The sequence below is a fragment of the Citrobacter sp. CK202 genome (assembly GCF_030333225.1).
GTDB lineage: Bacteria > Pseudomonadota > Gammaproteobacteria > Enterobacterales > Enterobacteriaceae > Citrobacter_B > Citrobacter_B koseri.
On the sequence record NZ_JAOWGI010000020.1, the window covers coordinates 142,329 to 168,480 of the forward strand.

Here is a 26,152-nt window from a genome sequence, read left to right on the forward strand (position 1 = left end):
TATTTATTATGTGGTCTTTCCGTGTTGGTCGTTTTTCATCCATTGACATCCACGCGATTTGGGGGCAAAAAAGGGGGCAAACCCGGTTCGATAGAAGAGTGCCCCCCAAATGGCGCTTACAGATCTCGCAATCCGGCATGCCAGGCCGCTTGGCAAGGCATACAGGCTCTCTGACTGTCACGGTCTTTACATTCAGGTTAACCCCAGCGGATCTAAGCTGTGGTATCTGAAATTTCGCTTTGGAAACAAAGAGAATCGTATGGCATTAGGCCCTTATCCGCTTATTTCTTTCGCACTGGCAAGGGAGAAGCAAGCGGATATAAGAAGGCTTATTTTAGAAGGCATTAATCCGGCGGAAAAACGCAGAGAGGAAAAGCGGGGTGGAGAGCCCCTTTATACGTTCGAGTCCGTGGCGCGCGAATGGGTCTCCAGCAACGTGACCTGGTCGGCGGAACATAAGAAGCGGGTGCTGCGTTATTTCGAGCTTTACGTCTTTCCCACAAACGGTAGCTGCGACATTACCAAAATGAAGGTCAAAGACCTGCTGGTACCCATCAAAGAGGTGGAGAAAGCGGGCAAACTGGATGTCGCTTCCCGGCTTCAGCAGCGCACTGCCTGCGTGATGCGCTACGCCGTCCAGAACGGCATTATCGATCATAACCCTGCATCAGATTTAACTGGCGCGGTCTCCACGCCCAAAGTGCGTCACCACCCTGCGCTGGATCTTAATCTCATCCCTGATTTCCTGGAAAGAGTTGACGACTTTAAAGGACGTAAGCTGACTCAACTGGCGGTAAAGCTGGCGCTACTGCTATTCATCCGCTCCAGCGAACTGCGCTTTGCCTGCTGGGATGAAATTGATCTGCATAACGCCATGTGGACCATTCCCGCCGAGCGCGAGCCGATCCCCGGCGTTAAGTATTCTGCGCGTGGCGCGAAGATGCGATCTCCACATCTGGTGCCTTTATCACATCAGGCCATCGAACTGCTGCACGAGGTGCGGCAGCATTGCCGACCGGGAACTGAACTGGTGTTCCCCGGCGATCACAATTACCGCAAACCAATGAGTGAAAATACCATCAACAAAGCGCTGTGGGTGATGGGTTACGACACCCAGAAAGATGTCTGCGGCCACGGTTTTCGCACTATGGCCTGTAGCGCGCTGGTGGAGTCGGGCCTGTGGTCAAGCGACGCGGTAGAGCGCCAGATGAGCCATCAGGAGCGCAAGCGCGTTCGTGCGGCGTATATCCATAAGGCGCAGCATCTCGAAGAACGCCGGGAAATGATGCAGTGGTGGGCGGATTATCTGGATGCAAACCGGTTCAGGCATGTGGTGCCGTATGGCTTCAAAAAATCGCCGGGAGGCGCACTCGACCATATAAGCTTCCAGGAGCGCAATGACCGGCAACTGGAGGAGCTGAAAGCCAGAATACTCGCTGACTCGGATTGGCTGACGGCGTCTGAATTATCGGCAAAAGCGGGTTTCCGTTCTGTCGATCCTGAGGCTGGTCCGAAAGGTTGGAAAGCCGCAGGTAAGATTTTCTCGCTGAAGATCGACGGGGAGGATTTATATCCTGACTATGTTCTTGATGAGAAAATGCGGCCTCTTAAGGTTGTCAGGCTTATTCTCTCGCTGTTCAAAGAACGTAAGACCCCGTGGGGGTTGGCTATCTGGTTTGGTTTGGCAAATCGCAGGTTACGCGGCGGGAAGCCGAAAGATTTGCTGGTATCAAAATCTGAGTTGGTCCTGATGGCGGCGCAGGATGAGGTGGAGGCGGGGGATGCTGGTATTTAGTCATCCTTGGAGCAGGGCTGTTCATAACAGAGGGCATCAGGGCAAAGCAACCCGGCATTTATGTAGACTAAAAATAATGACTGTGGTTTAGCTTAGCACTCCCCGTGGGTAGTTAAATTTGACCGTCCGCTAAGAGTGAGCAATGGAAATCGAAGTGTTGGTACTGATGGTGAATTTTGGTTGCTTAAAACATTGCAGGTGCTGGTGTAGATGCGACAAACATAAAAGTGGATGCAGTCAGAATAGATATTTGTGCAGTAGGTTTCTTTGAGGACTAGATCAATCAAAAAGATTTAGATAAAATCGCAGTGTTAAATTAATTAACTAGTAATAATTATGCTTTAAATGCGTTAGTTGAATTGTGTGATTATAGAAAGTTAGAGCTTTTTGAATGCTTGGAGAGTGAAATGTTAGAACCACCAAAGAGTTATAATGAAATGTTGCCTATGCTCCATAAGGCAACTTTTATTACTACATTCATATTTTATCTATCATTGGTTATTTATGGCTACATCCCATTGGTTGGCATTAATGCCAAGTACATCCCACCCATTAAAGACTACGAAGAGTTTATTAAGTGGATATTAACATTCGGTATTTTACCAATCGCATTTTCAATTTTTTGGTCCGTAATTAGTGGAGCTTTAGATCTACATAATAACGTGGCAAAAATTATTGGAATAAGAAAAGCATGGGATAATCACTTAATTATTAAGCCATTAGCGATGATCGCCGGAGTTACGAGAAAGTTAACTAGTGATGAATCTTACAAGGTAATGAGTAAACTTTATTATCCAGAAGTAAAAGAGTTGAAAGATAAACATTATGTTGAGCTTTTTTGGAACAAAGTATATTACTTCTGGTTTTTTTTTGAACATACAGTTATTGCATTTATTACTGTTTTGATAATAAGTTTCGCTAAATTAACTAATCTATTCTCTGTTACTGGTTCTTTAAATAACCTTTGGTTGTGGATTATTTTACTTGCCGCCTTCAATTTTCTTATTTTTATAGCATCTGTTAAGCCAAGAACAGAAAGTCAAGTAAGACAGATACCTGATGATAAAATAAAGGAATTCTTTAATAATAACAGTATTCTTTAAATGGGGTTAGTTTTGAATTACAAGATAAATGAAATGATTATACGTTCAGAAAATGCAGCCAAACCATATACCATGCCATCTAACTATCTCTGCAACTATATTAAAAACTCTATTAAAAGTGGCAGAGCTCTTGATTTTGGATGTGGGAAGCTTAGATATTCAGAACAATTGGTAAATAAATTTGAGACTGTAACATTTTTAGATTCCAGAAAACAAATTGAAAGAGTGCAAATTATCAGGGGTGTACAAACCACAATTCCAGAGTATGTGGCTAATAACTATAAAAATGCTAATGTTGTTCCTTTTGAAAGTATAGATAAAATAACGAGTAATTATGATTTTATACTTTGCGCAAACGTGCTTTCCGCAATTCCATGTAAATCCACAATTTACAAAATTATCAGTGCGATTAGAGAATTATTAGAGAGTGATGGTGAGGCAATGATTGTCAATCAATACAAAAGCTCTTATTTTAAGAAGTATGAGAGTGGAATTAAACATTTGCATGGTTATATATACCAAAATTCTCGCAGTGCTTCCTATTATGGCTTGTTGGATGAGAATGTTGTAAGTAAAATTTGTTTAGATAACAATTTAGTAATAATAAGGTCATGGAGCAAAGCAGGCAGTTCATATGTGATTGTTGGTAAAAATAAACATATTTAGTATATCTCAATAAATTGTTAGAAGGTGTAATTTACTTGTTACTTATTAGCTTTCTGGGGTCGGGTCAACATGACCCGCACCCTCAAGCTATTGCCGGTTTACAGACATTTTGAAAAAACATTGGTAAAGTTCAGTACAAAGCTTTTCCGTGCTTTTCCTAATTTTAATAGTTATGCTCGCTTATGTTAACAACTTCTTGTACATAGCTGCCTATTCCAATAGGACTACTATGAGCGAAGAGCGAAAGTCGATAAACAATAAAGAGCCTCCAAATAATAATTATTCAATGAATTCTGCTAACCATTATATGTTATTATTAAGTCACTAATTATAAATCAACAATGTTTAGTGTCATGTCAATATTATTTTGACTTGAAATCTCTGATGAATTGTTTGCTATTTTAGCTTTTAATTTATCAATGCTGATCATATCTTCATAGCTGATATAAACCATATCATATTGGTTAACTTTTGATTTGTTCACTATAGCTTGAATAACAGACAGATCATCCATTACACCTCTCAGGAATTTAACCATGCTTTGATCTTTGAAGTCAGATATCGATTTTGAACGTTTCTTACGTTGGATTGTTCCTTTTGTAATTACTTCATTAATTTCCTTTAAACCGGTAAGCATATCAGATAGGCTGCCTTCGCAACTCATCCGGTGTTTAATTGCATTGCGATTAATAACATTGAGTATTATTTCGAGTGAGTCTTTATCATTCCATGGGTGTAATGACGTATAATCCTGATGGCGTTGAATAGCATCGAGCATATCATGGATCATATCTTCATCTGCTTTATCGCAAAGTTCATTCACGAAATAGCTGGGGTCGATTATTTTACAATAACTTGGAACTGAGATTCTTGATATTTTACAAAAACCAAATATATATAAAATAGAGTATTTATCTTTGAGACTCACACCTAATTCATTTGTCTTTTCAAAAGCTGTAATGGTTTTTTTAATTTTTGTCGGGCTTGCATTCGTAGTAACTTGAACTGCTATTTTGTTTTGATTGTCAGCTAAATCAATGGCGGGAAAGTTAACTTTAATCTGATTCATGTTCTCAAGCTCACCCATTTTTAGTGCGCGAAACATAAAGATGGTCAATGACTCAATCATTCTTTCCATGTCATGAAAGCCAGCCTGTTTGCGTTGCGCGATATAAAGCTGAAGTAGTGCAATGTCACTCTGTAAGTTTCTAATAAGTGGGTCAATCATAGCTAATAATCCTTTTCAATTAAATAGGAGGAGGGCTTGTTTATTTGACTGTTAGTTTAATCTCTTGTTGTTATATTAACAAGCTTTACAATTTTATCAAATTTCCTCAAAAACTAAACCCTCGTGCAAATCCACTAACTATGCTGAATGCATTCCGTTGTGAAACATGTCCACCTCTGGCAGAGAAGGGCCTGAAGGAAATTGCTAACTTTGCTATGAGCAAGGAACAACAAATCTGTCTTATGAGGAAGGTCGGCCAACTTACATTTGACCTACTTAAAGTGGTTTGTTAGATAGGATGGCATTCAAGCATAAAAATATTAGATCACATAGGCGCGAAGACTGGTGAGACGTTTCATGCATCCCGTCCATATGTTTATAAAAACTGTCTTTATCAACATATAGCCAAAACATGTCGATGCCATAAACATGTTTTCGCCATATGTTAAAAAAATAAATTTTATCACTATATTGCCGGAGCATGTTGATAGAGTTTTTGGGTGGTCAATCACAGTTTTCTGCACAGTGCTGTTAACGATATCTTTTGGGGGTGATACCGATGTACATGGATACGACAGTGAAGCTATGTTCAATTAAGAATCTTCTGCCAGATAGCGAGCAAATTCGTAGCCGGATTCAGGCGCGGTTCCATGCGCCCACGAAGCAACCTTTCGACTTGTTAGCACATATTGGGATGGACTGTGTTGGGGCTATACAGCTTTGGCCTTATGAAACCGATATTCCATCCATTCAGAGAGTGGATGCCGAACCCTTAACTGAAAACGAAATAGAACATCTGCTGCAGGGATACAAAGATGCCCCATTGGGTATGCAGGCAGAGGTCGATGATTTCCGTATTTCACTGGCGGGTGCACAGGAAAAAACAGCTCTGCTCTGGTGGAATAATCAATGGTGCAGGCCACGCGGGAGCACACCGACAAGCCATATTTTTAAACTACCTATTGGCTATATCGCCAATAACGGAATTGACCTTCGCGAGAGCGTTGAAAATGAGTGGCTGTGTTCAAAAATAGCGGCTGAGTTTGGTTTTCCCGTTGCGGATACCCGAGTTGCGTATTTTGGGCAACAAAAGATACTGATTGTTGAACGTTTCGATCGGCGATGGGCTAAAGATGGTCAGTGGCTGATGCGTTTGCCAACGGAAGACTTTTGTCAGGCATTGGGCGTGGCTCCGGCACTTAAGTATGAATCTGATGGTGGGCCAGGAATCGCCAGAAGCATGGATTTGTTACTGGGTTCTCAACAACCGCTTGAGGACAGGATTTTGTTTTTCAGAAGTCAGATCTTTTTCTGGATGTTGGCGGCAATTGATGGCCATGCCAAAAACTTCAGCGTATTCCTTGAACCAAACAGTGCTTACCGTATGGCCCTGCTTTACGATGTAATGTCTGCTTACCCTTTGATGCACCCGAAAGGTATTCCTCCCAGAAAAGCTAAAATGGCGAGGGCGCTATCCGGACGTAATCGCCATTTTCACTGGAGTACAATCATGCCCCGTCATTTTCTTTCCACTGCGCGAGAAGTGAGCTTTCCCGTTTTGCAAGTTGAGCAATTGCTGGCGGAGATGAAACAACGAACTGAATCGGTGATCTCAAAAGTGGAAACGATGTTACCTGCAGGATTCCCAGAGCACATAAGCGAAGCTATTTTTGAAGGATTAAGGCATCAGTCAGCGCGTATTCCGTAGCCATCTCGGCAGTAGTTGAAACAGTAAAAAATGCCCCTATTTCATGGCTAATGAACCGCTAAATTCTAGCCATGGAGGAAACTACCGATGTCACCCCGGACACACCGCCAGCTCGTAAGTGTTGAAGTGATGTGGCCTGCTCAGACGCTACCGCTTCCCCTGCAACAGGTAGTCGAAGCATTGAATCAGGGCGAAACGCCCGATCAGATTATTATTCGTATGAACCAACAGGGTCTGCTGGCGTGGCGTGAGGATGCATCCGTGCAGGATACACACGATATCTTTCAGCTACGGCTGGATAATCAGCATGAGGCGCGGTTTCTCTGCCGCTACGTTACGCTACCGCTGCACTGATGCCCGTATCCCGGTAACGCGAAATTGAAGAGTGCTGTTTATCACTGGCTAAATTAATATGCTATAAAATAAAGAGTTAGCATATGTCGTTTCAGGGATGATGAGTTGTAAATGAAGAAGAAACTGCCAGACCAGCTTTCCAGGGAATGCATTATTGCGGCTATGCGCGCCTATGATGAAGGTGTACGCCACCAGTTCAGCGAGTCCCGGATGTATTATGTGGTCTTTGAAGGGCGCAGTTATCCACCGAAAGCTATAGTCGGTATTGCTGCTTCAAATATGACAGGCGTTGAGTTTTCTCCTGAAGATTTTAGCGGTGGTATCAAGTCGAAATGCGTCAAGTTGCTTACCGAACAAGGGTTTCAGATCGTTGAGAAAAATATGGGTAACGAGAAGCCCGCCATCAGTATTTTTCCTGATGAACTGCCACCGCAGAGCGTATTTACTGAAGGTACGGCTACGCAGGTAACGGTTAACCGCTATGAACGCGACCGTAAGGCCCGACAGGCCGCATTAGCCTGGCACGGTTGTCTGTGCAAAGTATGTGGTATTGATATGATGAAGGTATATGGCGAGATAGCGAAAGGTTTTATCCATATACATCACCTGATTCCGCTATCAGACATCAAAGAGAATTACTCTCTGGATCCCAAAAAAGATCTTATTCCCGTCTGCCCTAATTGCCATGCCATGTTACATCGACGGAGCCCGCCATTTTCTCCTGAGGAGTTGAGGGCCTTTCTTCTTCTGAACTATTAGATTAATTCAAGGAGTGATGAAAATATTTAATAATTCATCATGGATTTTGTTCCATTCCTGATTGAGATTAAGAGTTCTGAGAGTAATTTTGTAATTGTTTATTGTATATGTTTCATTAACACTATCTCCTGTCATTGGATATATAATCATGCCACCTGTGTTCTTATTTTGTTTTGTTTCTTGAAAATCGTAATTGTGCAAGTAACACATTAATTGATAAAGGTTGTTTGAGCGGAATTTTGCTTTATTGTACCTGTTGGCATACATGTTTTTATAGTATTTGGCATCTATGATAATAGTTTTATCTGCATTTGACATTATTATATCACTTTCCATCCTAGGTAAGAGTTTCAATTCTGGATCAGTATCACTAGAAGCATCCCATTTTATATGCGGCCTGCTTACACTCCAGCCAATATATTCTTTTTTCATAAACTGATACAAGAACTCTTGAAATATCCGTGACATTTCATGTTCATCTCGTATAAAATCATAAAAATTAACATGGCCTTTTTCTTGCGATATAAAAGATGAAGTGTATACTAATTGACAAATGGCAATAATAAATTTATAAAATTTATTATTGCCATTGAGTTGTATTATTCTGAAAATTTTTGAGTTTAAGTCAATTTCTTTAATAGGACGCATACACTTCAACACAGAACTAATTTTTAATTTTAAGTCATTATCAATATTTTCATTTGTATATAATAATTTAAGCGTGCTTTTTATTATTTGATTTGTAATAACGTCGACGGTGAGTTCATCAAAGACACAATGCAATTTACCATTATGTGTTAAGAAACGCTTGGTTGTATTTGTTATGTCAATTTTTCCTTTAACACCGCTTAGAATATCATTATGATTTTTGTATCCTAACTCGAATCCTCTTCTATAAATATGCTGCGTTCCTTGTATTAATACAATGCTGAGAAGATCATAGATATTATCTCCTTTTAGCGACGATAAATTTATTGTTTTTGCTTGCCTGATATACCCCCAAGCATAACAGAGCATGTAATAAATGTTTTTAATTGGAATGGTGTTTTCATTCATCGATATTCACCAAGAGTATGTTTAACCATTTTTCATATTTTTCTGGTTCATCGAACCAATATTCCTCTAATAATTGGCCAATGTCAGACATGATGGTTTCTTTATACCATTCATAGTCTAATCCTTTTTCTATATTACTCGAAGGGCAAAAGAAACTGTGGCCAATCATGTATCCTTTTCCAAGGTTATTTTTGTCATGACCAATCTCTAAATTCAATTTGTGCATGCTGGTACGAATGAGGTTAATAACTTCTTCGCTTACACCTTTGGATAACATATAGGAGCGATATTGCTCAGTATTGAATCCCGGTGCTATATCAATAAATGAAAAACGACGACGTAATGCATAATCAACAACAGCCAAAGAACGGTCTGCAGTATTCATTAATCCTATAATGAATATATTTTCCGGGACGAAAAAAGTGTCCTTTTCATCTTCAGAATAAGTCAAAGGGATTGCCCACTCGGGGCCTCTTTTGTCTGCTTCAATGAGCATCATTAGCTCACCCAATACTTTGCTCAAATTCGCTCTGTTAATTTCGTCAATTATAAATACATAATTATTTTCGGGGTCATCTTTAGCTTTCTGGCAAAACTCATAGAAAATACCATTTTTTCTAGTGAAACCGGTCGTATTAGGTCGAAAGCCTTGAATAAGATCCTCATAACTATAAGATTGATGAAATTGAATCATACCAACCTTATTAATATCTTTACTTCCAATTTGGAGGTATGCCAATCTCTTGGCAATAAAAGATTTACCAACTCCAGGAGGACCTTGTAGTATTATGTTTTTTTTGTTGTTAAGCTTTTTAATTATCTTGTTGAGTGTGTCAGTTGGAAGGAATAAATCTTCACTGGCATTATTGAAATTATATGTGGTAATTTCTTTTTGGTTGTTATTTAACTTGTTGATATTATTTTTTTTGTTTATTAAATTATTATATTTATCAATTGCTTCATTCAGTCCAGATACTAGAGAGTTATAATCAACTTCATTATTGGTTTGGTAAACAGAGTGAAATAATGAAGTGCCATATTTCTCTGCAGGTTTATTATGGTATTCCTTAAAGTAATCATTAATGGTGATGGTCTTAGGCGGCAACCCTTCCCATGATAGTTCTGGTTTTGTAATACTACTAACACCATAAGCAAGGATTAATTCATTGTAATCTTTATAATATAATATTACAGGATAAATCCCATTTGAAGGTGTTTGCCCACCACCAAGAAATGCGATCCATGGGACATCTGCGTAACTTCCTTTTCCAAAGCTCAGCGTTATTTTTAGATTACGATATTCTTTATTGTATGAAGACGTGCTTTGTGATGATTTTTCGTCTGCTTGCTTAAGAAAATTTTTGATGAGTTCAGCTATCAAGTGCAAATCCTCTGCAATGTAACTTAAAGGAGTCAAATCAACAAGTTGCTTTAGTCTAACCCGATAAAACAAGTAACCAAACTATTTTAAATAAATATCTAATATAAAATGTCTTGGGAATGTTAAAATATACTTATTTTTCAATTGGTTATTTATTTTATTTTGAGACTGTCAACTTCAGCCACGGAGTATTCGCCGGCACTTTCTCCCCAAACACCAGCCCCAGATCTTCCATCAGAAACCCTTTCAAATGACTACTTTTCTTTTGTGGCGCGCGAACCTCGCAGGTCCAGATAAAACTGTCATCATTACAGCGCAGGGCCAGCCCTGACTCCTGAAACATTCGCTGTGCCAGCTTCCAGCCGTCGCCGGTGTCTCCAGTGGTTTCTGATGCGTATATCTTAAAGATCCCCGGTGAAATCAAGAAAAGATGGTTTTCCACCACATGTACCTTGCCGTTCCGGGTATTCACCGTGGCTGAAGGGCTGGTGTGGTTCTTCAGCCACTGCAGGAAATTATTATTGTCACCAAGTCTCGGGTCGTCTGCTATCTCCGGTAGCGGTTGAGTGGGGGCGCTAAGTTCAGGGACGGGGACGGGTTCAGCTTCGCTTACCGGCGTCACATCACCGACAAAACAGGCGGGACGTTGTTCGCCTGGCTCCCATATTGCAGACGGTGTCAGGCGCAGCAGCGTCAGCGGTTCAACGTGCGACCAGCCCTTATCCGATCGGATAATGCAGCGCCAGATCGCTTTATCCTCATTGGCAACGATAAGCTGATGCGTCAGCAGTTCGTCAAACAGGCGGTTATTGTTTTCCGGCACGCTAGATACGCCATGCTGGAGCAGCCAGGCGCGAACCCGGTCGGCGGTGGTTTTGCTGATAAGCCACAGCGCATCCTCCGTCAACCAGCCATCTGATCCGCATTCGGGATTATTGAGCCGGTACTCGTTCTGTACCAGCGACCGCAAGGCTGTAAGAAGTTGCTGGGGGAAGGAAGAGGGCTTTTGCGCCAGCGCGGTTTTGATATCGCCGCCGAGGTATCGGGCGACAGAGGCTTTATCGGCCTGCTGCACCAGTTCAGTCAGTGCGCCAGCCCGTTCGTAGTGTCCGGTGAGCTGATAAATCAGGGACGCAAAAGCCGCCGGGTATCCGGCCAGCCAGTCCAGTAATGGCGAGGGTATCAACTGATTAATCAGCATTGCGCCAGCCGCCGGATGCAGATGATAGTCACGACCGTGGCTCTCGTACTGCCAGCGATAAGGCTGCACCAGATTACCCTGCCACGGATGCCAGCGGGTGCCATCACGTTGATGAATTTCCATATCCACGGCGATTTTTCCCGTATCGTGCAGTAATGCCGCGCAGACCACCGCGACCGTCCATGCGCTGGCCTGCCGGGCCTGTTCTTCCGCACCCGCTTCCGGTGGCAGCAGATAACCCTGGCGCAGCCGGATGGCGTTGCAGGCAACTTCCAGCGAATGATCCAGCAACCCGCCGGGAGTGGAATGGTGATGACTTTGTGAGGCGGGTAGCAGCTGTACCAGTGCGGCGAAGCGATGAATCGCCGTGAGGATCCAGCTATCAAACAGGGTATCCGGCAGTGGGGTCAGTTGTCGTAACTGGTGCAAACAGGACTGGCGTAACGGTGTCGCCAACAATCGCTCTGCGGATTGTGGCGCAAACCAGCCTTCCGGCAGCGCAGCATCTGGCGCAGGTTGTTGGCTCTGGGATGGTCTTTGTAGCCACTTCAGCATATTTATCCTTTTCGGGCAGGCCCCTTTGCCCTTGTCGCCCTTCCTTAGCAGTGTCTCCCTTTGGCCCTTTTACATTTTTATTAGTAAAAACTGTATGCTCTCATGTGCATATCTTGCGCTGTATTTCTGGTCGACGTGTGAAAAGTGACCGACGTATTGTCGGCCACTTTAAAACTACCACCAGGCATAAAACAGTAGCCTGTCTCGCTCAAAATCAAACGTCTCCAGCGTATCCTTCACCCAGTGAGTGACAGCGCGGACATCCCGCCAGTAGTGTTCTCCATAATCGGTATAACCATAGAAAAAGCCATCAATCGTCGGATAAACCGCGCCGCAGTTATCCGGCGTCAGGCTCTGCAGGTCGCTCAGAAACGCCTGCAAATGTGCTTTTGTGATTTCTAACAGCACCTGGTTACGCACCAGCCCGACATGTTTGTCGATCCAGTTAAGCAGCGGGTTCACTTTACGAAAATACCCTACTCTGGCGTACTGCCCGTCGTCGGGGGTGTTTTTTGCCCGTTCGAAAAAGAAGATGTCGAGTCCCATATATCACTCCAGAAAAAGGGGAGCAACTTCCCGGCGGGGAAGGCTCCCCGTGCGGGTGGGCTGTCAGGCGCTAAGCTGACAGGGTTGTGGTACAGCGTTGAGCAGCTATTCACTGGAGTGGCGCGCCATACCGCTGGCGCGGATCACCGCCCGCTTGTCCTGGCGTAGGATGTTCAGCCAGGAGCCGATATAGCTGGCATGCTGGAGCCTGCCCTGAATGCCACAGTGGGCGCACAGGAAGGCGCTGCCCATCTCTGCCACCAGTTCTTCGGCGGCATCATCACCAGATCGGTCGCGGGTTTGTAATACGCTTTCGACTGGCGGCGATGGCGCAGCGTCACGCCGCTGCTCAGCGCAATGGCTTCGGCCATCTCCACAGGCTCTGCGGGTCGGGTAAACGGCTCGGACAGCGACTGCGGCAGGCCGTCGCACTGCGACAGGTTAAACAGCCGAAATTCACGAATGATCCCAAAATGCCGCACCTTCGGCTCGCCGTCTTTATCCAGCAACGGCTGGCCGAGTGCGTCGGTCTCTTCCTGCGTGCGCGGCAGATACAACACCGCCAGAGAGGATTTCTCCCCCCGGCGCACCTGCCCGCCGAGCGCGCTGACCTGATGGAACGTCAGCCAGCGGTCGCTGGCGAAGCTCTGCTTGTCGGCGCTGTTCCACAGCAGCGGCACGTTGATGCCGTGATACGGACGACCGGATAACGCATTGATCGGGAACGGCGGCTCGCCATCGCGCCACGGGCGGATCCACGGCACATTGCCGTTTTCCAGCTCAGCAATAATCTGGTCGGTGACTTTCTGGTAGATATCGTTGCTTCTGTCCATTGTGCGATCCTCATGGAAGAAGCCGGAGCTGCCTCCGTCCGGAAGCGACTCCGGCGGGGAGAGGTTATGCCTGTTCAGCCATCGAGACCTGCATATAGTGGCCGTGATAGTTGAGCGACAGCGGTAATGCGACAGGGACTTTCATATCGCCCTGCGGCGGCTGGCAGTAGATCGTAAAGGTGACTTTCTTGCGGGATGCCCCGGCGGTGCGCAGGGTCAGCAGTACGGCGAGCAACAGATTGCCCAGCCGTTCTTCCACCTGCTGCGGGTCGGCGGGAAATTCCACAGCGGATTGCCAGACATCAGGGGCGATAACCACCGGCATTAACGACGGTTTTTTATCGAAAAGCGACATGGTGTTTCTCCTGTAAATGAACAGGGAACACCCTTCGCAGGGCGTTTCCCTGCGGGATGGAATGGTACGGGTATCCTGCGCATCTGCGCCGTTCGCGCCTTCCGGATACATGGCGAACTTACTGCATGGCTGGCGGTAGTGTTTTCTGCGCGGATGATAAAAGGGAGGGGAAAATCATTACCGGGGCTGAAGAGTTTTGTCGTTCCTGAAATGTGAACGCAGGCAGATTGATGCGCACGCATCGCTCAAAAAATGATCTTTTTCAGGCGGATACTGAAATCAGAAAAGCATATGACCTTGAACAGTAAACACAATGACTGGAGGGGTATGCTAATGAACCGACAAGATATAAACGCATTGAAGAATTTTGATTTTCTGGCGCGCAGTTTTGCCCGTATGCACGCCTTGGGCCAGCCAGTTGATATCGATGCCGTGACCGGCAATATGAGTGATGAACAGCAAGTATGGTTCCGGGAGCGATACGACCACTACCGAAAGCAGGCTGAGCGGGCGAGAGTGATAGAGCTGCGGTGATGTAACGAACAACGGGCTTAACGGCCCGTTGCGTATTTTCAGGCTTTGAAAATCTGTTTTCGGTGCCAGCCAACATACTGTTCAGCAGGCCACTGCGTTTTATCATAAGGGAGGAATAACTGCTGGCCGTCCCGGTGCCAGAACAGATGGTCTACCACCGGACTACGACTGACGCCGCCGGAGATACGGATGGTCATACTCTCATCCAGCCCGAACGCCCCCATATCAAACGCGTCATGGTGTAATGTACAGAGCGCCAGGCCATTGTTTACCACGCACGGACCACCATACGCTTTCCAGTGAATATGCGCCGCTTCAATACCAACCAGCGCGCCATCGAGTCTGAGATCGTAACCACAGAACGCACAACGTGAGTGGTAAGCGCGAAGAACGATATCCCTGAAACGCGGATCGCGGTTCCTGGAGCGATCGATAAAATCGAATCCCAGTTGGTTGGCAAGGATCCGCTGGATACTTTCCGGGAAGCGATCGGTGAGGATCTTCTGGGCCAACTGGTCGATCATCTCAGGGTGTGCCAGCAATTGTTGATAAGCCGCCTCATTGAAGCCGCCCGCCACCTGGTTATCAATCAGTTCTTTCTTTGTCGGCTGAGTATTGCCCCTGCGCGGTTTGCAACCTTCTGCGTGAGCGATCTCCCAGAAGCCGTCTGTTCGCAGCCGCCAGAACGGCATATTGGGATAGTCGGTGCGTCGCTTGGGACCAAACTCTTTCAGCAGGCGAGTAAGCGGTTCGTGGATCTCCAGGCCGTAGTTAAACAGGCGTGGATGGCCTGCTTTGTACTGCGACAGTACATACAACAGCAGTAGCGGTTTATGCGGCGCGCATACGTCACCCTGACGCCAGACAGAGACGTTAGCGATGGCGGATTGCAGCATTTCTGGAGAAATCATAAGAATGAACCGGGTAACAGGCTGATGTTATTGCGATCATGCTCGCAAAATGCCGGTGACTCAAGCCCCGTTCATCACACCGTCAGCATGAAAGGCTCAGGGAATGCGTGTTTTACTGACGATCATTTTCCCGACCTGTTCGCCAGCGCTGCGGATATCACCGACCGCGTTGCCCATCACCCCAGCGACTGCTGCGCCGATCCTGACGCCCGCCCACGTCAGCGAGCCCAGCCAGAATGTGGGTAACACCAGGAACATCACGCCCATAATGATATTCACAATCAGATCATCGGAGGTGTTTTGCAGGCCCCAGAGGTTGAAATATGAGTGGGTGTCGCTGTCATACATCATTTGCATCAACCAGTTATCCAGCCAGCGGGCCAGTTCCCACCAGAAGGTGAGAAAGAACAGGGCGAACTGCACAAAGCTCAACGTGATGACCGTTTTAAGATCCCATGCCGAGAACAGCAGGATCACCGGAATACAGATCACCAGCGCCATTTCGAGGAACGCCTGCACCATCGGCAGCGCCTGGCGGACGTTATCAAACGCCGGAAATAGGGCGTAGCTCGAAAGCCCCGCGCCGATGATCCCGCCGACGCGGCTGAGCAACTGCGTCTGGCTTAAATTATCCCCCGTACTCCCACCAAATCCGTTGTACACCAGCCCGCCCTGCGATACCTGCATATTGCGCGGACTCACCAGCGAGCGCAGTACCGCTTCCTCATACTCCTCTTTAGACTGCCCCAGTTTTTGTAGTTGCTGCCAGAGAGTGGTATCGACCTGCTTCAGCAGGCGGTTTTTCAGCCCCGCATCGCCATCGGACCACCACTCCTTACACGCAGGATAGCCTCCGCCACCCGTATCGCTCAGGCCGTCGTCGCGGCTGGCGTCATAAGGCCAGGCGGCGCGGGGCGAACGGGAATGATCGTGGTCGTAATAGCCCGGCGTGGAGAGGTAAAAAGACGATCCCACCCAGTCCACCTCCCGGCTCTGTTCCTCGCTAATATCGCTGCCCAGCCGTTTCAGCTGTGCGCGTGATGGCCCGTAGCAGTCGTTAACGAAATCCTGTAATTCCTGCGCCAGCGCCGGATCGGTAATCCGGGTGTGCTGCACCTCAAAGCGCAACTGGCGCAAGTCCGGCTTGCAGGGCAGTACCGCGACGGCGGCACTGGTGATACCTTTGCCCAGCGCATGAGTGAAGTACCACCACACCGGCACGGAAGCGCTCTGGCCGCTGAGTTCATTGATCAGTGGCGCGTAGCCGGAATCGCCGGGCTGTACCACCGACCAGCCGCACTGCTTTGTGCGCTGGCTGTCGTAGGTGAGGGTATTGATATCGACATTCAGAAACGGCACGCCCGCAAAGAAGATCACCAGCAGGGCGCTGTAGAGCGAGTGCTCCACCCAGACGACCAGCAGGCGGGCGACGTTGCCTTCATCCGCCCCCTGGCCGCGCGCTTTTAGCCACAGGGCAACCAGTTTTGCCAGCAGGGGCAGGGCACCGTACAGCGCTTTGGGGATGCAGGGCAGCAGCCAGTCTACGGTCTGTAGCATCCGGCTGATTTGCGACTGGCTGACGGGATTGCCGTCGCGGGTGAGTTGCTCTGCCAGCGCCAGCTGCGTCGAGCATTCAATGCCTGCCTCTTGGTAAAGATCGCGCAGGTGCAGGATCCTTTCCGCGCGTTCGATAAACATCAATCCGTTATGCAGGTCGCTTTCGGCCAGATGGCCGATCAGGCACTGGACTTCGCCTTGCTGCGGTGACAGCGTTTCCGGCCACGGTCTGAACGGCCAGCAGACGCGGTGGTAACGCTCATCCTTCGTCTCCTGCCACAGTTCATTGAGGATGGCGAGGCGCGTATTCCCGCCGCTGGCGAGCATATATTTTTCATCACCGGGGCGACGGGTCAACACCGGTGGGTTATCCAGCTCACGGGCAAGAATTGACGCTTTCAGTACGTCATAGCCGGGGTTGCGGGTGACGCGAGGATTGAGGGAGAACGGCTGGATTTGTTCCAGACTGACCTGGACTATTTCCTGTTCTCCGGTAGTGCTGGCACCGTGAAGCCAGCGGTTGAGCAGGTGTGAAGCGCACATAATTTTCCTCCGGCATTCAGACATCGCGGGTGAGGCGGATGCGCTGGTGGATCCAGGCATCCACCTCGCTTTCCAGCCAGGCGACGTGGCGGCTGTTGAGTCGGATGAATGGCGGAAACTGTTGCAGCTGAATTTGCCGATAAATCCACGATTTACCGAAGCCGATTTTGTCTTCCACCTGGCGTAAGCGTAAAAATCTGTCGCTATTCATAACCATTCCTCCTGTGTCCAGATTCGTTCACATCAGCACGATGGGCGTGGTTATCAAAGCAGCAGCGTCCCTGCCAGGCAGTAAAAATCCTTATCTGGGTTAGTGAGAGTTGTTAGTTGAAATGGTTAGTTGATCGCGTTACGACGGTGCGCCGCGCTGGAGTGCGGTTTTCAACGTCTCGGGGCTCAGCGGCAGGTGCATACCTTCCTCACGCGCCCAGCATTCGAAAATGTTCAGCAGTTTGTAGGGATGCCCCAGCATTTCATCGTCCAGCTGCGGGTTGTGCTTGCAGGCCAGCCACAGCAAACGGGAAAGCGCGGAGGTGATCCGCTCCTTTGATTCCGGCTGATGACGGGTCAGGAAGGCCTCGAGATGAGTGCGGCGGATGACGAACAGAGCGTCAGGAGGCAGCGTGTCCTGCAGGTAGCAGACGGACAGACTAAGCCGGGATTTCAGGTCATTGCGACCATTACCATACAGCTGGCCAATCAGCAGATGCAGCTCTTCCTGGAGGTTGTTTTGCGTGGCGAGTAGTTCCAGTAAAAGCTCCCGCAACGATTTGCGGCAACAGAGTTGGTAGTAGCTGTTGTTCTCATCGCAGACCACAATGCCAATCTGGTTGCAGCAGTGGGTATCTTTGGGGCAAGGACGATTCAACGTTTTCGCCAGTTGCTGGTGGAGCAGCAGGCGCTCAAGGCCAATTAACGGCAAATTCCACAGATGGCTGGTGGTCAGTTGCAGAGTCGGGCCGCGTCTGCACGGCGGAGAGTTCGCCATCACTTTGCGGTTGCCGGGTTTGTTGCACTGAGAAGGCGGAAAGGGAGGTTTGCTGAATCGGCAGGCAAAGCGGCAAGGAGGATTGAGTGGTCTCAGAAGTACGGGCGAGGGGAAGTAGACCGAGAGTGGCAGATCGCCGTGCAGGGCATGGCGGATCAGGTCGGCGGGCAGCAAAGTGATATTGTGCTGCCGGATGACTTCTGCGGCCTCGTCCAGCGTCAGCCACTCCTAGCGGATTTTGTGTGGGGGCATGGGGCGTTCCTTTTTGTGTTGTTGGTTGTGTGTAGTGCTTGTTGATGGTGAAAACTGGTGTGAGATGTTTTTGCTAAAACAACTAACCTGATCAGTTTAGTTAACGATCTTTTCAGACATAATCCGGTGATGATTTACGCTGGAAAAACAGGATGTAACATTGAATAGCTCGGAAGACGATTTGCTTGAAGTGGCGTGGTATTTGTCGAAGTACGGTAAATCTCAACCACCTGTGGGACTTGGTGTTCAGAAATGGAAAGAGGCTTTTGCCTTGTTTTATCCTCGTTTTGGCGCGGGCAAAACCGCCAGCGAGTTTCACAATAGTCTGAAAAATAGTCGTGACCGTTTTGATTCCTGGCTTACTGATGCGCGTGTCGGCTGGCTTGACGAGCAGGGCGCTCCTGCTGCACTTTCTCATTCAGCGCAGCGTGTGCACCGGCGATTGAGTGTGCTTTCAGACAGTGTGATTGAGCAGCGCGTTCTTTCGTTAATATCTTTTGATGGAGATGAACAGGCGCAACGTGACTGTCTTATTATTCAGCAGGATAAAAGTATTGAAGATACCGTACGCGAGCAGCTGATTGCGGCACGGCTGGGGCAGGGTACCTTTCGGAAAAATTGTCTCATGTTGTATCCGGCATGCCCTGTTACGGGAACGACTTTTGCGCCGTTACTGCGTGCCAGCCATATAAAACCGTGGGCTGCCTGCGAGAATGGGAATGAACGCCTTGATCCGTTTAATGGAATTATACTGGCCGCACATATTGATATTCTTTTCGATCAGGGATGGATTTCGTTTGAGAACGATGGGCGCTTATTAATTAGTAATGAGCTGGATATTAGCGTTAAAGAGCAGTGTTTGTTGCCGGAGAAAATAAAGGCGTTTTCTGTTGAATCGTATTGTTATCTGGAGTGGCATCGGGAGAATTTATTGAGATAGTTAAGCTATAAACTATCTTCGACAGCGCTATTTTCTGAACTTACAGGTTCCAATATTGCATTGAACGCTGTCCAGTAGGGCTCACGGGCTTCTGGAGCATGCTGTGCAACCGGTAATCCTCTGCTGCTTCGGTTATAAAGCTTTTATGTGCCATGCAGCAGGATATGGTTGCCTCCTGAACTCCGTATAACCCGAGTATTTGTATCGAAGCGTGAACAAAACATTGCAGCCAGCCTTTCAACGTGGACAATAGTTATCCATACGGTGATTTTATATTCGATAAATCAATGGATTTCATTGAGTCATAGGACTGGTAATGGATGAAAATGCTTTAGGGTTTGCCTCATACTGGCGCAACTCGCTTGCAGATGCTGAGTCAGGAAAGGGCAGTTTTGAACGCAAAGACGCCAAAAATTTCACTCACTGGCATGAGATAGCGGCGGGACGTCTTGACGAAGCGATCGTCGGTAAATTTTTTGAGGGAGAAAAAGACGACGTCGAAACAGTCGATATCATCTTGCGGCCAAAGGTTTATTTCCGGTTACTGCAGCATGGTAAGGACCGTTCCGCTGGTGCGCCTGATATTGTTACCCCGATTGTGACGTCAGCCCTGTTGAGCCGTGAAGGTTTTTTATATCCGACTCCAGCGACTTCCATTCCCAGAGACCTGCTTGAACCTTTGCCAAAAGGGGCATTTTCGATTGGTGAGATTGAGCAGTATGACAAATACAAAACGACACATACGTCATTCTCTATCAACGTTGATTACAGCGTTGATAAGACTGCCGAAACAGATGAAGAACGAGAAGCACGATATGCAGCCTGGCAGCAGGATTGGCGTCAATATCTGGATGATTCAGAGAGGCTACTGAAGAACGTTGTCGGCGACTGGATTAAAAATCCCGAGCAATATGAACTCGCTGAGCACGGTTATATTGTTAAAACGGCGCAATCTGGCGGCGCCAGTTTCCATATCCTTTCGCTTTATGATCACCTGCTTATTTGCAAAAAGGATGTGCCGCTCTTCAATCGCTTCGCCTCGCGAGAGGTTCATGCTGCAGAGTCATTACTTCCTCCGGAAGCAAAATTCAGCGACAGACTTGGACACTCCGGGGATAAGTTTCCGCTGGCAAAGGCTCAGCGCGATGCCTTAAGCCATTTTCTTGATGCAAGACATGGCGATATCCTTGCCGTCAATGGTCCACCGGGAACCGGAAAAACCACGTTGGTGCTTTCTATCATCGCCACGCAGTGGGCCCGAGCGGCTCTCGAAAAAGCGGAACCTCCGGTTATTATCGCGACTTCAACGAATAACCAGGCTGTAACGAACATTATCGAGGCGTTCGGGAAAGATTTTTCCCAGGGCACTGGTGCAATGGCCGGACGATGGTTGCCAGAGCTGAAAAGCTTCGGCGCTTATTTTCCCTCAAGCACTCGTAAAGCCGAGGCAGCCAAAAAATATCAAACTGAAGATTTCTTCAACCAGGTTGAGTCAAAAGAGTATGTAGAGGATGCACTGCTGTTTTATCTCGAGAAAGCTAAAGCAGCCTTCCCTGAAAAAGATTGTTCATCCCCTGAAAAGGTAATTGAACTCCTGCATGGTCAGTTGGCAGCAAAATCCGAACAACTGGTAAGGCTGAACGCAACATGGCAAACGTTAAGCCTGGTTCGGGCGGCGCGAGAGCTTATTGCTAACGACATTGAGCAATATCTCGATAATTTAAATAAATTACTTTCCGGGCAAGAACAAAAAGTCACTCTACTGAAGAGTGCTAAAGCGGAATGGAAAAAATATCGGGCCAGTGAATCACTGATCTATTCATTATTTTCATGGCTACCAGCGGTTCGCAGTAAGCGGCAGTACCAAATACAACTGTTTCTCGAAGATAAATTAGGTGCGCTGATTGCGGGAAATCAGTGGTCTGATCCTGAAACCATCGAACGTAATATAGATGGACTGCTCAACTCCGCTGAGCGCGAGCAAACAACCTACCGGCAGCAGATTGACTCCACCCATGAAATTGTTCTTAAAGAACAGCAGGTAGCTCAGGAATGGCAGAGGCTGGCACTTGATTTAGGGCATGAGGGCGACGAGGAACTGAGCTTCTCACAGGTCGATGAACTGGCTGATACGCAGATTCGCTTCCCTGCATTCTTACTGACGACTCACTACTGGGAAGGCCGTTGGCTGATGGATATGGCCAGCATTGATGACCTGCAGAAAGAAAAGGGCAAGAAAGGTGCTAAAGGGGTAGCCGCCCGATGGCAACGCCGAATGAAACTTACCCCATGTGTGGTCATGACCTGCTATATGCTGCCCGGCAATATGCAGATAAGTGAACACAAAGGACAACGTAAATTCGAGAAAAGCTATTTATATGACTTCGCTGATTTACTCATTGTCGATGAAGCCGGGCAGGTGCTTCCTGAAGTGGCCGCTGCCTCGTTTGCCTTAGCCAAAAAGGCATTAGTGATTGGTGATACGGAACAGATCCCGCCAATATGGAGTATTGCTCCCGCTATTGATATAGGTAACATGCTGGCGGAAAAAATTCTTTCTGGGAGTACGCAAGAAGAGATTACTGAGAAATATACGGCAATCGCAGAGCTTGGCAAAAGTGCCGCATCTGGCAGCGTTATGAAAATAGCGCAGTGTGCTTCGCGCTATCAATATGATCCCGAACTGGCTCGCGGGATGTACTTATATGAACACCGCCGGTGTTTCGATAATATTATTGGATACTGTAATACGCTCTGCTATCACGGTAAGTTGTTGCCTAAAAGAGGGCTTGAAGAGAGCAATTTAATGCCCGCAATGGGTTATCTCCATATTGATGGTAAAGGAGAGTTGGCAAGTAGCGGAAGTCGATATAATTTGCCTGAGGCTGAAACGATAGCTGCCTGGCTTACAGAGAACCAGCAAGATATTGAAACGCATTACGGCAAAGCGCTTCATGAAATTGTCGGTATCGTGACGCCTTTTAGCGCGCAGGTATCCACCATCAAACAGGCGCTGGATAAACAAGGTATCAGTACAGGCGCGAATGAAAAGTCGCTCACAGTGGGCACCGTGCACTCTCTTCAAGGAGCGGAAAGAGCGATTGTGATATTCTCGCCAGTCTATTCAAAGCATGAAGACGGCGGGTTTATTGATAGCGATAACAGCATGCTGAACGTTGCTGTCTCCCGTGCGAAGGACAGTTTCCTGGTCTTCGGCGATATGGACCTGTTTGAGATTCAGCCAGCTTCATCTCCGCGGGAATTACTGGCAAAATATCTCTTTGAGTCAGAGAAGAATGCGCTCACTTTTGATTATAAAGAGCGTAAGGATTTAAAAACTTCCGAGACCAAAATCTACACACTCCATGGTGTGGAGCAGCATGATAATTTCCTGAATCAGACGTTTGAAAATACCGGTAAACACATCACGATAGTTTCTCCATGGCTGACCTGGCAAAAACTGGAGCAAACCGGTTTTCTTGATTCTATGATTGCGGCGTGTTCACGTGGTATTAACGTCACGATTGTCACTGACAGAAGCTACAACACTGAACATAATGATTTTGAGAAGCGAAAAGAGAAGCAGCAGAACCTCAAAGCGGCGCTGGAGAAACTGAACGCCCTTGGTATTGCGACAAAACTGGTCAATCGTGTTCATAGTAAAATTGTTATTAGTGATGATGGTTTGCTGTGCGTGGGATCATTCAACTGGTTTAGTGCGACACGTGAAGCGCGATATGAACGATACGATACATCGATGGTTTATTGCGGTGATAACCTGAAGGGCGAGATTGAGGCAATTTATAATAGCCTTGAGAGGCGTCAGGTTTAGAGCGGCGATTATATAAGCCATCTTATCGCTATTTCTTTAGGATAAGATGGCTAAATTACCGGTTGTGATACAGGAACCATATGATTTAGCGAAGAATTATGTATGCCGATACTGTAAGATTCACTGCGCAGCTTGTATGTACGCCCCCCACAACAATTGGCAACACTATTGGCTAGCTCTCATAATTTGTACGCTCCGTTGAATCCATATACTGATCAAATATCCAGAATAAATCGTTTCATCTGGGTCAAATGAGTGATATATTTTCACCCATAAACCCCGAGGAGGCGTTATGTCTGAATTCGATTTATTTGCGCAGGAACTGCTCGAAAAAGCAGAAGCTGAAGAAAAACAACAACAAGAGCGCGACAGGAAGCTGATTGATCGGGTACTTGAAATTTACGACCAGAAGTATGTCGCAGAACTGCTAAGAAAAATAGGTAAAAATGAGTGGAGCCGCGAAACGCTTAACCGCTGGGTAAATGGCAAGTGTGAGCCAAAATCGCTCACCATGGCTGAAGAAGCGCTGTTACGGAAAATGCTGCCGGAGCAACCTGCTCATCATCCTGACTATGACTTCCGCTTTATTGACCTGTTTGCTGGTATTGGTGGTATCCGTAAAGGATTCGAGGCCATCGGCGGGCAATGCGTTTTTACCAGCGAATGGAATAAAGAAGCGGTACGTACCTACAAAGCAAACTGGTACAACGATGAAGACGCACACACATTCAATCTGGATATCCGCGAAGTCACGCTAAGCGGAGAAGAAGGCATCTCAGAAGAGAAAGCCTACGCCCATATCGATCAACACATCCCGGATCATGACGTCCTGCTGGCCGGTTTTCCCTGCCAGCCATTCAGTCTGGCGGGTGTAAGTAAGAAAAACTCTCTCGGACGCGCACATGGATTCGAATGTGAAGCGCAGGGCACTCTTTTTTTCGATGTTGCCCGCATAATCAAGGCTAAGCAACCAACCATTTTTGTGCTGGAAAACGTGAAAAACCTTAAGAGCCATGACAAAGGCAAAACGTTTAAAGTCATTATGGATACCCTTGATGAATTAGGCTATGAAGTCGCTGATGCCAATATCACAGGGAAAGATGATCCTAAAATTATTGATGGTAAAAATTTCCTGCCACAACATCGTGAGCGTATTGTTCTGGTCGGATTCCGCCGTGACCTTAATATCCATCAGGGATTCACTTTAAAGAATATTCATAAATTCTACCCTGAGAAAAGACCAACATTTGGTCAGCTTCTGGACCCTGCGGTTGACAGTAAATATATCCTGAGCCCTAAGTTATGGGAATATCTCTATAACTATGCTAAAAAGCATGCCGCCAAAGGTAATGGGTTCGGTTTTGGTCTGGTTGATCCGAATAATGAAAATAGCGTCGCGAGAACATTATCCGCTCGTTACCATAAAGATGGATCTGAAATTCTCATCGACAGAGGATGGGATAAAGAACTCGGCGAAATCGATTTCTCTAATCCAGAGAATCAGGAACAAAGGCCAAGAAGACTGACGCCCCATGAATGCGCAAGATTAATGGGATTTGAGCAACCCGGAGGCAAGCCATTCCGAATCCCCGTTTCCGATACTCAGGCCTATCGACAGTTTGGGAACTCAGTGGTCGTTCCCGTTTTTGAAGCCGTGGCAAAACTGCTTCAGCCTTATATTATGAAAGCCGCTGCAAGCAAGGCGACCAAAAAATAATATAAACAGATCCCCCGGAATTTATCCGGGGGGAAACAGAATCAAATTATTTAATCGACATACAATGATTTAGTTTCATCGATAAATGTTTCTAACGAAATAAGATATTCCCGGATAGCTTTCGGGTACTTATCATGAAGGCTACTGGGTACAACCAACCTGACCCTTTCCTGCTGCATCTCCTGAAATTGAGCAACAGAAACACCTTCCTGAAGGGTAAAGAGATAAATATCCTGAATCCTGTCTGCCTCATTTAATATCTGCCGCCAGCGATCTTTACAGGTCGTTTTTACCGCTAGCATACGCAGCTTCTGCTCTGGAAAAGCTTCATCGTGATAAGCTTGCGCAGAGGGGAATAAAAAATCTGGCTTCTTATTTCCTTCTGTAACGGCCTGAGTCTCAAAAGTTTTCAGTCCATGCTCATTAAAAAGCTGTTCAAGATGCAGCTCAAGTGATTTTCCGGCTCGTGATTTTCGTCTGTTGCTCACGGAATTCGCCAGTGCAATAAATTCATTTACGGAACCAAACCCAGACTGAACTATACCCAGTACATGCATTTCCTCCACCAGTAGGAAAATTTCGTACTCAACACGACGACGTTCAATCAGTTGCTTATCCGGGCCTATGACATTTGGGGAATAGTGAGCTGCTGCATACTGGATAATCTCCTTACCTGAAGGGAAATTTGTTCTCCACTCTTCCGGAAGACGATACCCACTGGAAACTGGTTCTTTTAAAGCCAGACCACCCAGAATCTCATTTGCGGGACCATAGACCAACGATCCAGGAACAATTTCTCCGAGCGATGACTCAACGATATCTTCTTCTTCTGCGTTATGACACACCCAAATATCAACAAATTGGCTATCAGATCCCTGATGGTGATCAAACGCCAATAACGCCAGCGCCCCCGTATTCTCCGGGTCTTGCAGAGGATTCTTTCCTCCCCCCCATCGGGTGATACGCTTTTCATTTCGGGTCTTACCAAAGAAACGACCATTGTAATAAATGGCCCTGGCCTCGCTGTCCGGGCAGTTGTGTGAGGAGGTATGCGCATTCAGCATCACGGACGGGTTAAGATCCCTTGTATGATTAATTGAAGGGAAAAGATGTTCAACAATGCCAGAAGGTATGTAAATGCCAACCTGATGTCCGCCCGTCGCGCCGGTATCGTTGGCTGACAAGCGCTTGATGAACATATAGGTGTCACTGGTTGACTTATCTAACAGCCATGAATGTAGCCCCGACATCATCACTTCCTCGCTGTAAAAATATCGCTGATTTATAGAGAGTTATCCTGCCACAGCTCTGCCTTTGTGAATACTCACGATGCCGTTT

At 46.8% G+C, this 26,152-nt stretch carries 20 protein-coding genes and 3 pseudogenes; 10 read left to right on the forward strand and 13 right to left on the reverse strand.

What is annotated here, in order from left to right:
• Nucleotides 1–109: 109 nt before the first annotated feature.
• The 3 genes from OGX84_RS04280 (at nt 110) to OGX84_RS04290 (ending at nt 3,564) form a co-directional block, all read left to right on the forward strand.
• On the forward strand, nt 110–1,795 hold the full coding sequence (locus OGX84_RS04280; protein ID WP_112001262.1) for a tyrosine-type recombinase/integrase: 1,686 nt from the start codon (nt 110–112) through the stop codon (nt 1,793–1,795).
• Nucleotides 1,796–2,202: 407 nt separating this feature from the next.
• Nucleotides 2,203–2,898 (forward strand): hypothetical protein, encoded by a 696-nt coding sequence (locus OGX84_RS04285; RefSeq protein ID WP_286457452.1) that lies wholly within the window; start codon nt 2,203–2,205, stop codon nt 2,896–2,898.
• Nucleotides 2,899–3,564 carry a class I SAM-dependent methyltransferase gene (locus OGX84_RS04290; protein WP_112001260.1) on the forward strand — a complete coding sequence of 222 codons (666 nt, stop codon included), beginning with the start codon at nt 2,899–2,901 and terminating at the stop codon, nt 3,562–3,564.
• 328 nt (nt 3,565–3,892) lie between these two features.
• Here the strand turns inward: OGX84_RS04290 and OGX84_RS04295 are convergent, their stop codons facing one another.
• Nucleotides 3,893–4,792: an SMEK domain-containing protein gene (locus OGX84_RS04295; RefSeq protein WP_112001259.1), complete on the reverse strand. Its 900-nt coding sequence runs from the start codon at nt 4,790–4,792 to the stop codon at nt 3,893–3,895.
• A gap of 559 nt (nt 4,793–5,351) precedes the next feature.
• Here OGX84_RS04295 and OGX84_RS04300 point away from each other — a divergent pair.
• The 3 genes from OGX84_RS04300 to OGX84_RS04310 all read left to right on the forward strand — a co-directional run bounded on the left by OGX84_RS04300 (nt 5,352) and on the right by OGX84_RS04310 (nt 7,613).
• On the forward strand, nt 5,352–6,500 hold the full coding sequence (locus OGX84_RS04300; protein ID WP_112001256.1) for a type II toxin-antitoxin system HipA family toxin: 1,149 nt from the start codon (nt 5,352–5,354) through the stop codon (nt 6,498–6,500).
• Nucleotides 6,501–6,587: 87 nt separating this feature from the next.
• The gene (locus OGX84_RS04305; RefSeq protein ID WP_112001254.1) at nt 6,588–6,854 is read left to right on the forward strand and encodes a hypothetical protein; all 267 of its coding nucleotides are present in this window, start codon (nt 6,588–6,590) and stop codon (nt 6,852–6,854) included.
• Nucleotides 6,855–6,965: 111 nt separating this feature from the next.
• Nucleotides 6,966–7,613, forward strand: coding sequence for an HNH endonuclease (locus OGX84_RS04310; protein ID WP_112001253.1), 648 nt, complete (start codon nt 6,966–6,968; stop codon nt 7,611–7,613).
• A gap of 6 nt (nt 7,614–7,619) precedes the next feature.
• Here the strand turns inward: OGX84_RS04310 and mcrC are convergent, their stop codons facing one another.
• From mcrC to OGX84_RS04340, 6 genes and pseudogenes are all read right to left on the reverse strand, one after another.
• A complete protein-coding gene (mcrC, locus tag OGX84_RS04315) occupies nt 7,620–8,669 on the reverse strand; it encodes a 5-methylcytosine-specific restriction endonuclease system specificity protein McrC (RefSeq protein ID WP_112001252.1) in 1,050 nt (349 codons plus the stop codon).
• Complete coding sequence (locus OGX84_RS04320) at nt 8,662–10,050, reverse strand: MrcB family domain-containing protein (protein WP_258525187.1); 1,389 nt, start codon at nt 10,048–10,050, stop codon at nt 8,662–8,664. Before OGX84_RS04320 ends, mcrC begins: the two co-directional genes overlap by 8 nt.
• Nucleotides 10,051–10,207: 157 nt before the next feature.
• A complete protein-coding gene (gene mobH / locus OGX84_RS04325; RefSeq protein ID WP_112001251.1) occupies nt 10,208–11,806 on the reverse strand; it encodes a MobH family relaxase in 1,599 nt (532 codons plus the stop codon).
• A 174-nt stretch (nt 11,807–11,980) separates the two neighbouring features.
• Nucleotides 11,981–12,352, reverse strand: coding sequence for a hypothetical protein (locus OGX84_RS04330; RefSeq protein ID WP_286457462.1), 372 nt, complete (start codon nt 12,350–12,352; stop codon nt 11,981–11,983).
• A gap of 105 nt (nt 12,353–12,457) precedes the next feature.
• Nucleotides 12,458–13,185, reverse strand: a pseudogene (locus OGX84_RS04335) (ArdC family protein).
• 64 nt (nt 13,186–13,249) lie between these two features.
• Nucleotides 13,250–13,540, reverse strand: coding sequence for a hypothetical protein (locus OGX84_RS04340; RefSeq protein ID WP_112001682.1), 291 nt, complete (start codon nt 13,538–13,540; stop codon nt 13,250–13,252).
• A 327-nt stretch (nt 13,541–13,867) separates the two neighbouring features.
• Here OGX84_RS04340 and glgS point away from each other — a divergent pair, with 327 nt between their 5' ends.
• Nucleotides 13,868–14,074: a cell surface composition regulator GlgS gene (gene glgS, locus OGX84_RS04345; RefSeq protein ID WP_258525186.1), complete on the forward strand. Its 207-nt coding sequence runs from the start codon at nt 13,868–13,870 to the stop codon at nt 14,072–14,074.
• 38 nt (nt 14,075–14,112) lie between these two features.
• Here the strand turns inward: glgS and OGX84_RS04350 are convergent, their stop codons facing one another.
• From OGX84_RS04350 to OGX84_RS04370, 5 genes and pseudogenes are all read right to left on the reverse strand, one after another.
• Nucleotides 14,113–14,985 carry a phosphorothioated DNA-binding restriction endonuclease gene (locus OGX84_RS04350; RefSeq protein WP_112001248.1) on the reverse strand — a complete coding sequence of 291 codons (873 nt, stop codon included), beginning with the start codon at nt 14,983–14,985 and terminating at the stop codon, nt 14,113–14,115.
• Between the two features lie 96 nt (nt 14,986–15,081).
• A pseudogene (locus tag OGX84_RS04355) lies at nt 15,082–16,488 on the reverse strand (conjugal transfer protein TraG N-terminal domain-containing protein); the annotation flags it as partial.
• A gap of 51 nt (nt 16,489–16,539) precedes the next feature.
• Nucleotides 16,540–17,145 (reverse strand): annotated as a pseudogene (locus OGX84_RS04360) (ParB family protein); the annotation flags it as partial.
• The gene (locus tag OGX84_RS04365) at nt 17,102–17,296 is read right to left on the reverse strand and encodes a helix-turn-helix transcriptional regulator (RefSeq protein ID WP_024130750.1); all 195 of its coding nucleotides are present in this window, start codon (nt 17,294–17,296) and stop codon (nt 17,102–17,104) included. The gene OGX84_RS04365 and the pseudogene OGX84_RS04360, both read right to left, overlap by 44 nt.
• A gap of 138 nt (nt 17,297–17,434) precedes the next feature.
• Nucleotides 17,435–18,247: a hypothetical protein gene (locus OGX84_RS04370; protein WP_258525185.1), complete on the reverse strand. Its 813-nt coding sequence runs from the start codon at nt 18,245–18,247 to the stop codon at nt 17,435–17,437.
• A 238-nt stretch (nt 18,248–18,485) separates the two neighbouring features.
• On the opposite strand from OGX84_RS04370, the gene OGX84_RS04375 reads away from it, so the two are divergent.
• The 3 genes from OGX84_RS04375 (at nt 18,486) to OGX84_RS04385 (ending at nt 24,814) form a co-directional block, all read left to right on the forward strand.
• Nucleotides 18,486–19,265 (forward strand): HNH endonuclease, encoded by a 780-nt coding sequence (locus tag OGX84_RS04375; RefSeq protein WP_112001244.1) that lies wholly within the window; start codon nt 18,486–18,488, stop codon nt 19,263–19,265.
• Between the two features lie 316 nt (nt 19,266–19,581).
• Nucleotides 19,582–23,097, forward strand: a complete 3,516-nt coding sequence (locus tag OGX84_RS04380; RefSeq protein WP_286457484.1) for an AAA domain-containing protein — start codon at nt 19,582–19,584, stop codon at nt 23,095–23,097.
• A 292-nt stretch (nt 23,098–23,389) separates the two neighbouring features.
• The gene (locus OGX84_RS04385) at nt 23,390–24,814 is read left to right on the forward strand and encodes a DNA cytosine methyltransferase (protein WP_012134251.1); all 1,425 of its coding nucleotides are present in this window, start codon (nt 23,390–23,392) and stop codon (nt 24,812–24,814) included.
• A gap of 50 nt (nt 24,815–24,864) precedes the next feature.
• Here the strand turns inward: OGX84_RS04385 and OGX84_RS04390 are convergent, their stop codons facing one another.
• Complete coding sequence (locus OGX84_RS04390; protein WP_024130747.1) at nt 24,865–26,064, reverse strand: type II restriction endonuclease; 1,200 nt, start codon at nt 26,062–26,064, stop codon at nt 24,865–24,867.
• Nucleotides 26,065–26,152 lie beyond the last annotated feature (88 nt).

Coding starts and splice junctions, on each gene's coding strand:
- OGX84_RS04290 (WP_112001260.1), top strand. CDS start 2,899: ATGGGGTTAGTTTTGAATTACAAGATAAATGAAATGATTATACGTTCA.
- OGX84_RS04385 (WP_012134251.1), top strand. CDS start 23,390: ATGTCTGAATTCGATTTATTTGCGCAGGAACTGCTCGAAAAAGCAGAA.
- OGX84_RS04295 (WP_112001259.1), bottom strand. CDS start 4,792: ATGATTGACCCACTTATTAGAAACTTACAGAGTGACATTGCACTACTT.
- OGX84_RS04340 (WP_112001682.1), bottom strand. CDS start 13,540: ATGTCGCTTTTCGATAAAAAACCGTCGTTAATGCCGGTGGTTATCGCC.
- OGX84_RS04365 (WP_024130750.1), bottom strand. CDS start 17,296: ATGAATAGCGACAGATTTTTACGCTTACGCCAGGTGGAAGACAAAATC.
- OGX84_RS04350 (WP_112001248.1), bottom strand. CDS start 14,985: ATGATTTCTCCAGAAATGCTGCAATCCGCCATCGCTAACGTCTCTGTC.
- OGX84_RS04390 (WP_024130747.1), bottom strand. CDS start 26,064: ATGTCGGGGCTACATTCATGGCTGTTAGATAAGTCAACCAGTGACACC.
- OGX84_RS04330 (WP_286457462.1), bottom strand. CDS start 12,352: ATGGGACTCGACATCTTCTTTTTCGAACGGGCAAAAAACACCCCCGAC.
- OGX84_RS04380 (WP_286457484.1), top strand. CDS start 19,582: ATGGATGAAAATGCTTTAGGGTTTGCCTCATACTGGCGCAACTCGCTT.
- glgS (WP_258525186.1), top strand. CDS start 13,868: ATGCTAATGAACCGACAAGATATAAACGCATTGAAGAATTTTGATTTT.
- mcrC (WP_112001252.1), bottom strand. CDS start 8,669: ATGAATGAAAACACCATTCCAATTAAAAACATTTATTACATGCTCTGT.
- OGX84_RS04310 (WP_112001253.1), top strand. CDS start 6,966: ATGAAGAAGAAACTGCCAGACCAGCTTTCCAGGGAATGCATTATTGCG.
- OGX84_RS04300 (WP_112001256.1), top strand. CDS start 5,352: ATGTACATGGATACGACAGTGAAGCTATGTTCAATTAAGAATCTTCTG.
- OGX84_RS04305 (WP_112001254.1), top strand. CDS start 6,588: ATGTCACCCCGGACACACCGCCAGCTCGTAAGTGTTGAAGTGATGTGG.
- OGX84_RS04280 (WP_112001262.1), top strand. CDS start 110: ATGGCGCTTACAGATCTCGCAATCCGGCATGCCAGGCCGCTTGGCAAG.
- mobH (WP_112001251.1), bottom strand. CDS start 11,806: ATGCTGAAGTGGCTACAAAGACCATCCCAGAGCCAACAACCTGCGCCA.
- OGX84_RS04285 (WP_286457452.1), top strand. CDS start 2,203: ATGTTAGAACCACCAAAGAGTTATAATGAAATGTTGCCTATGCTCCAT.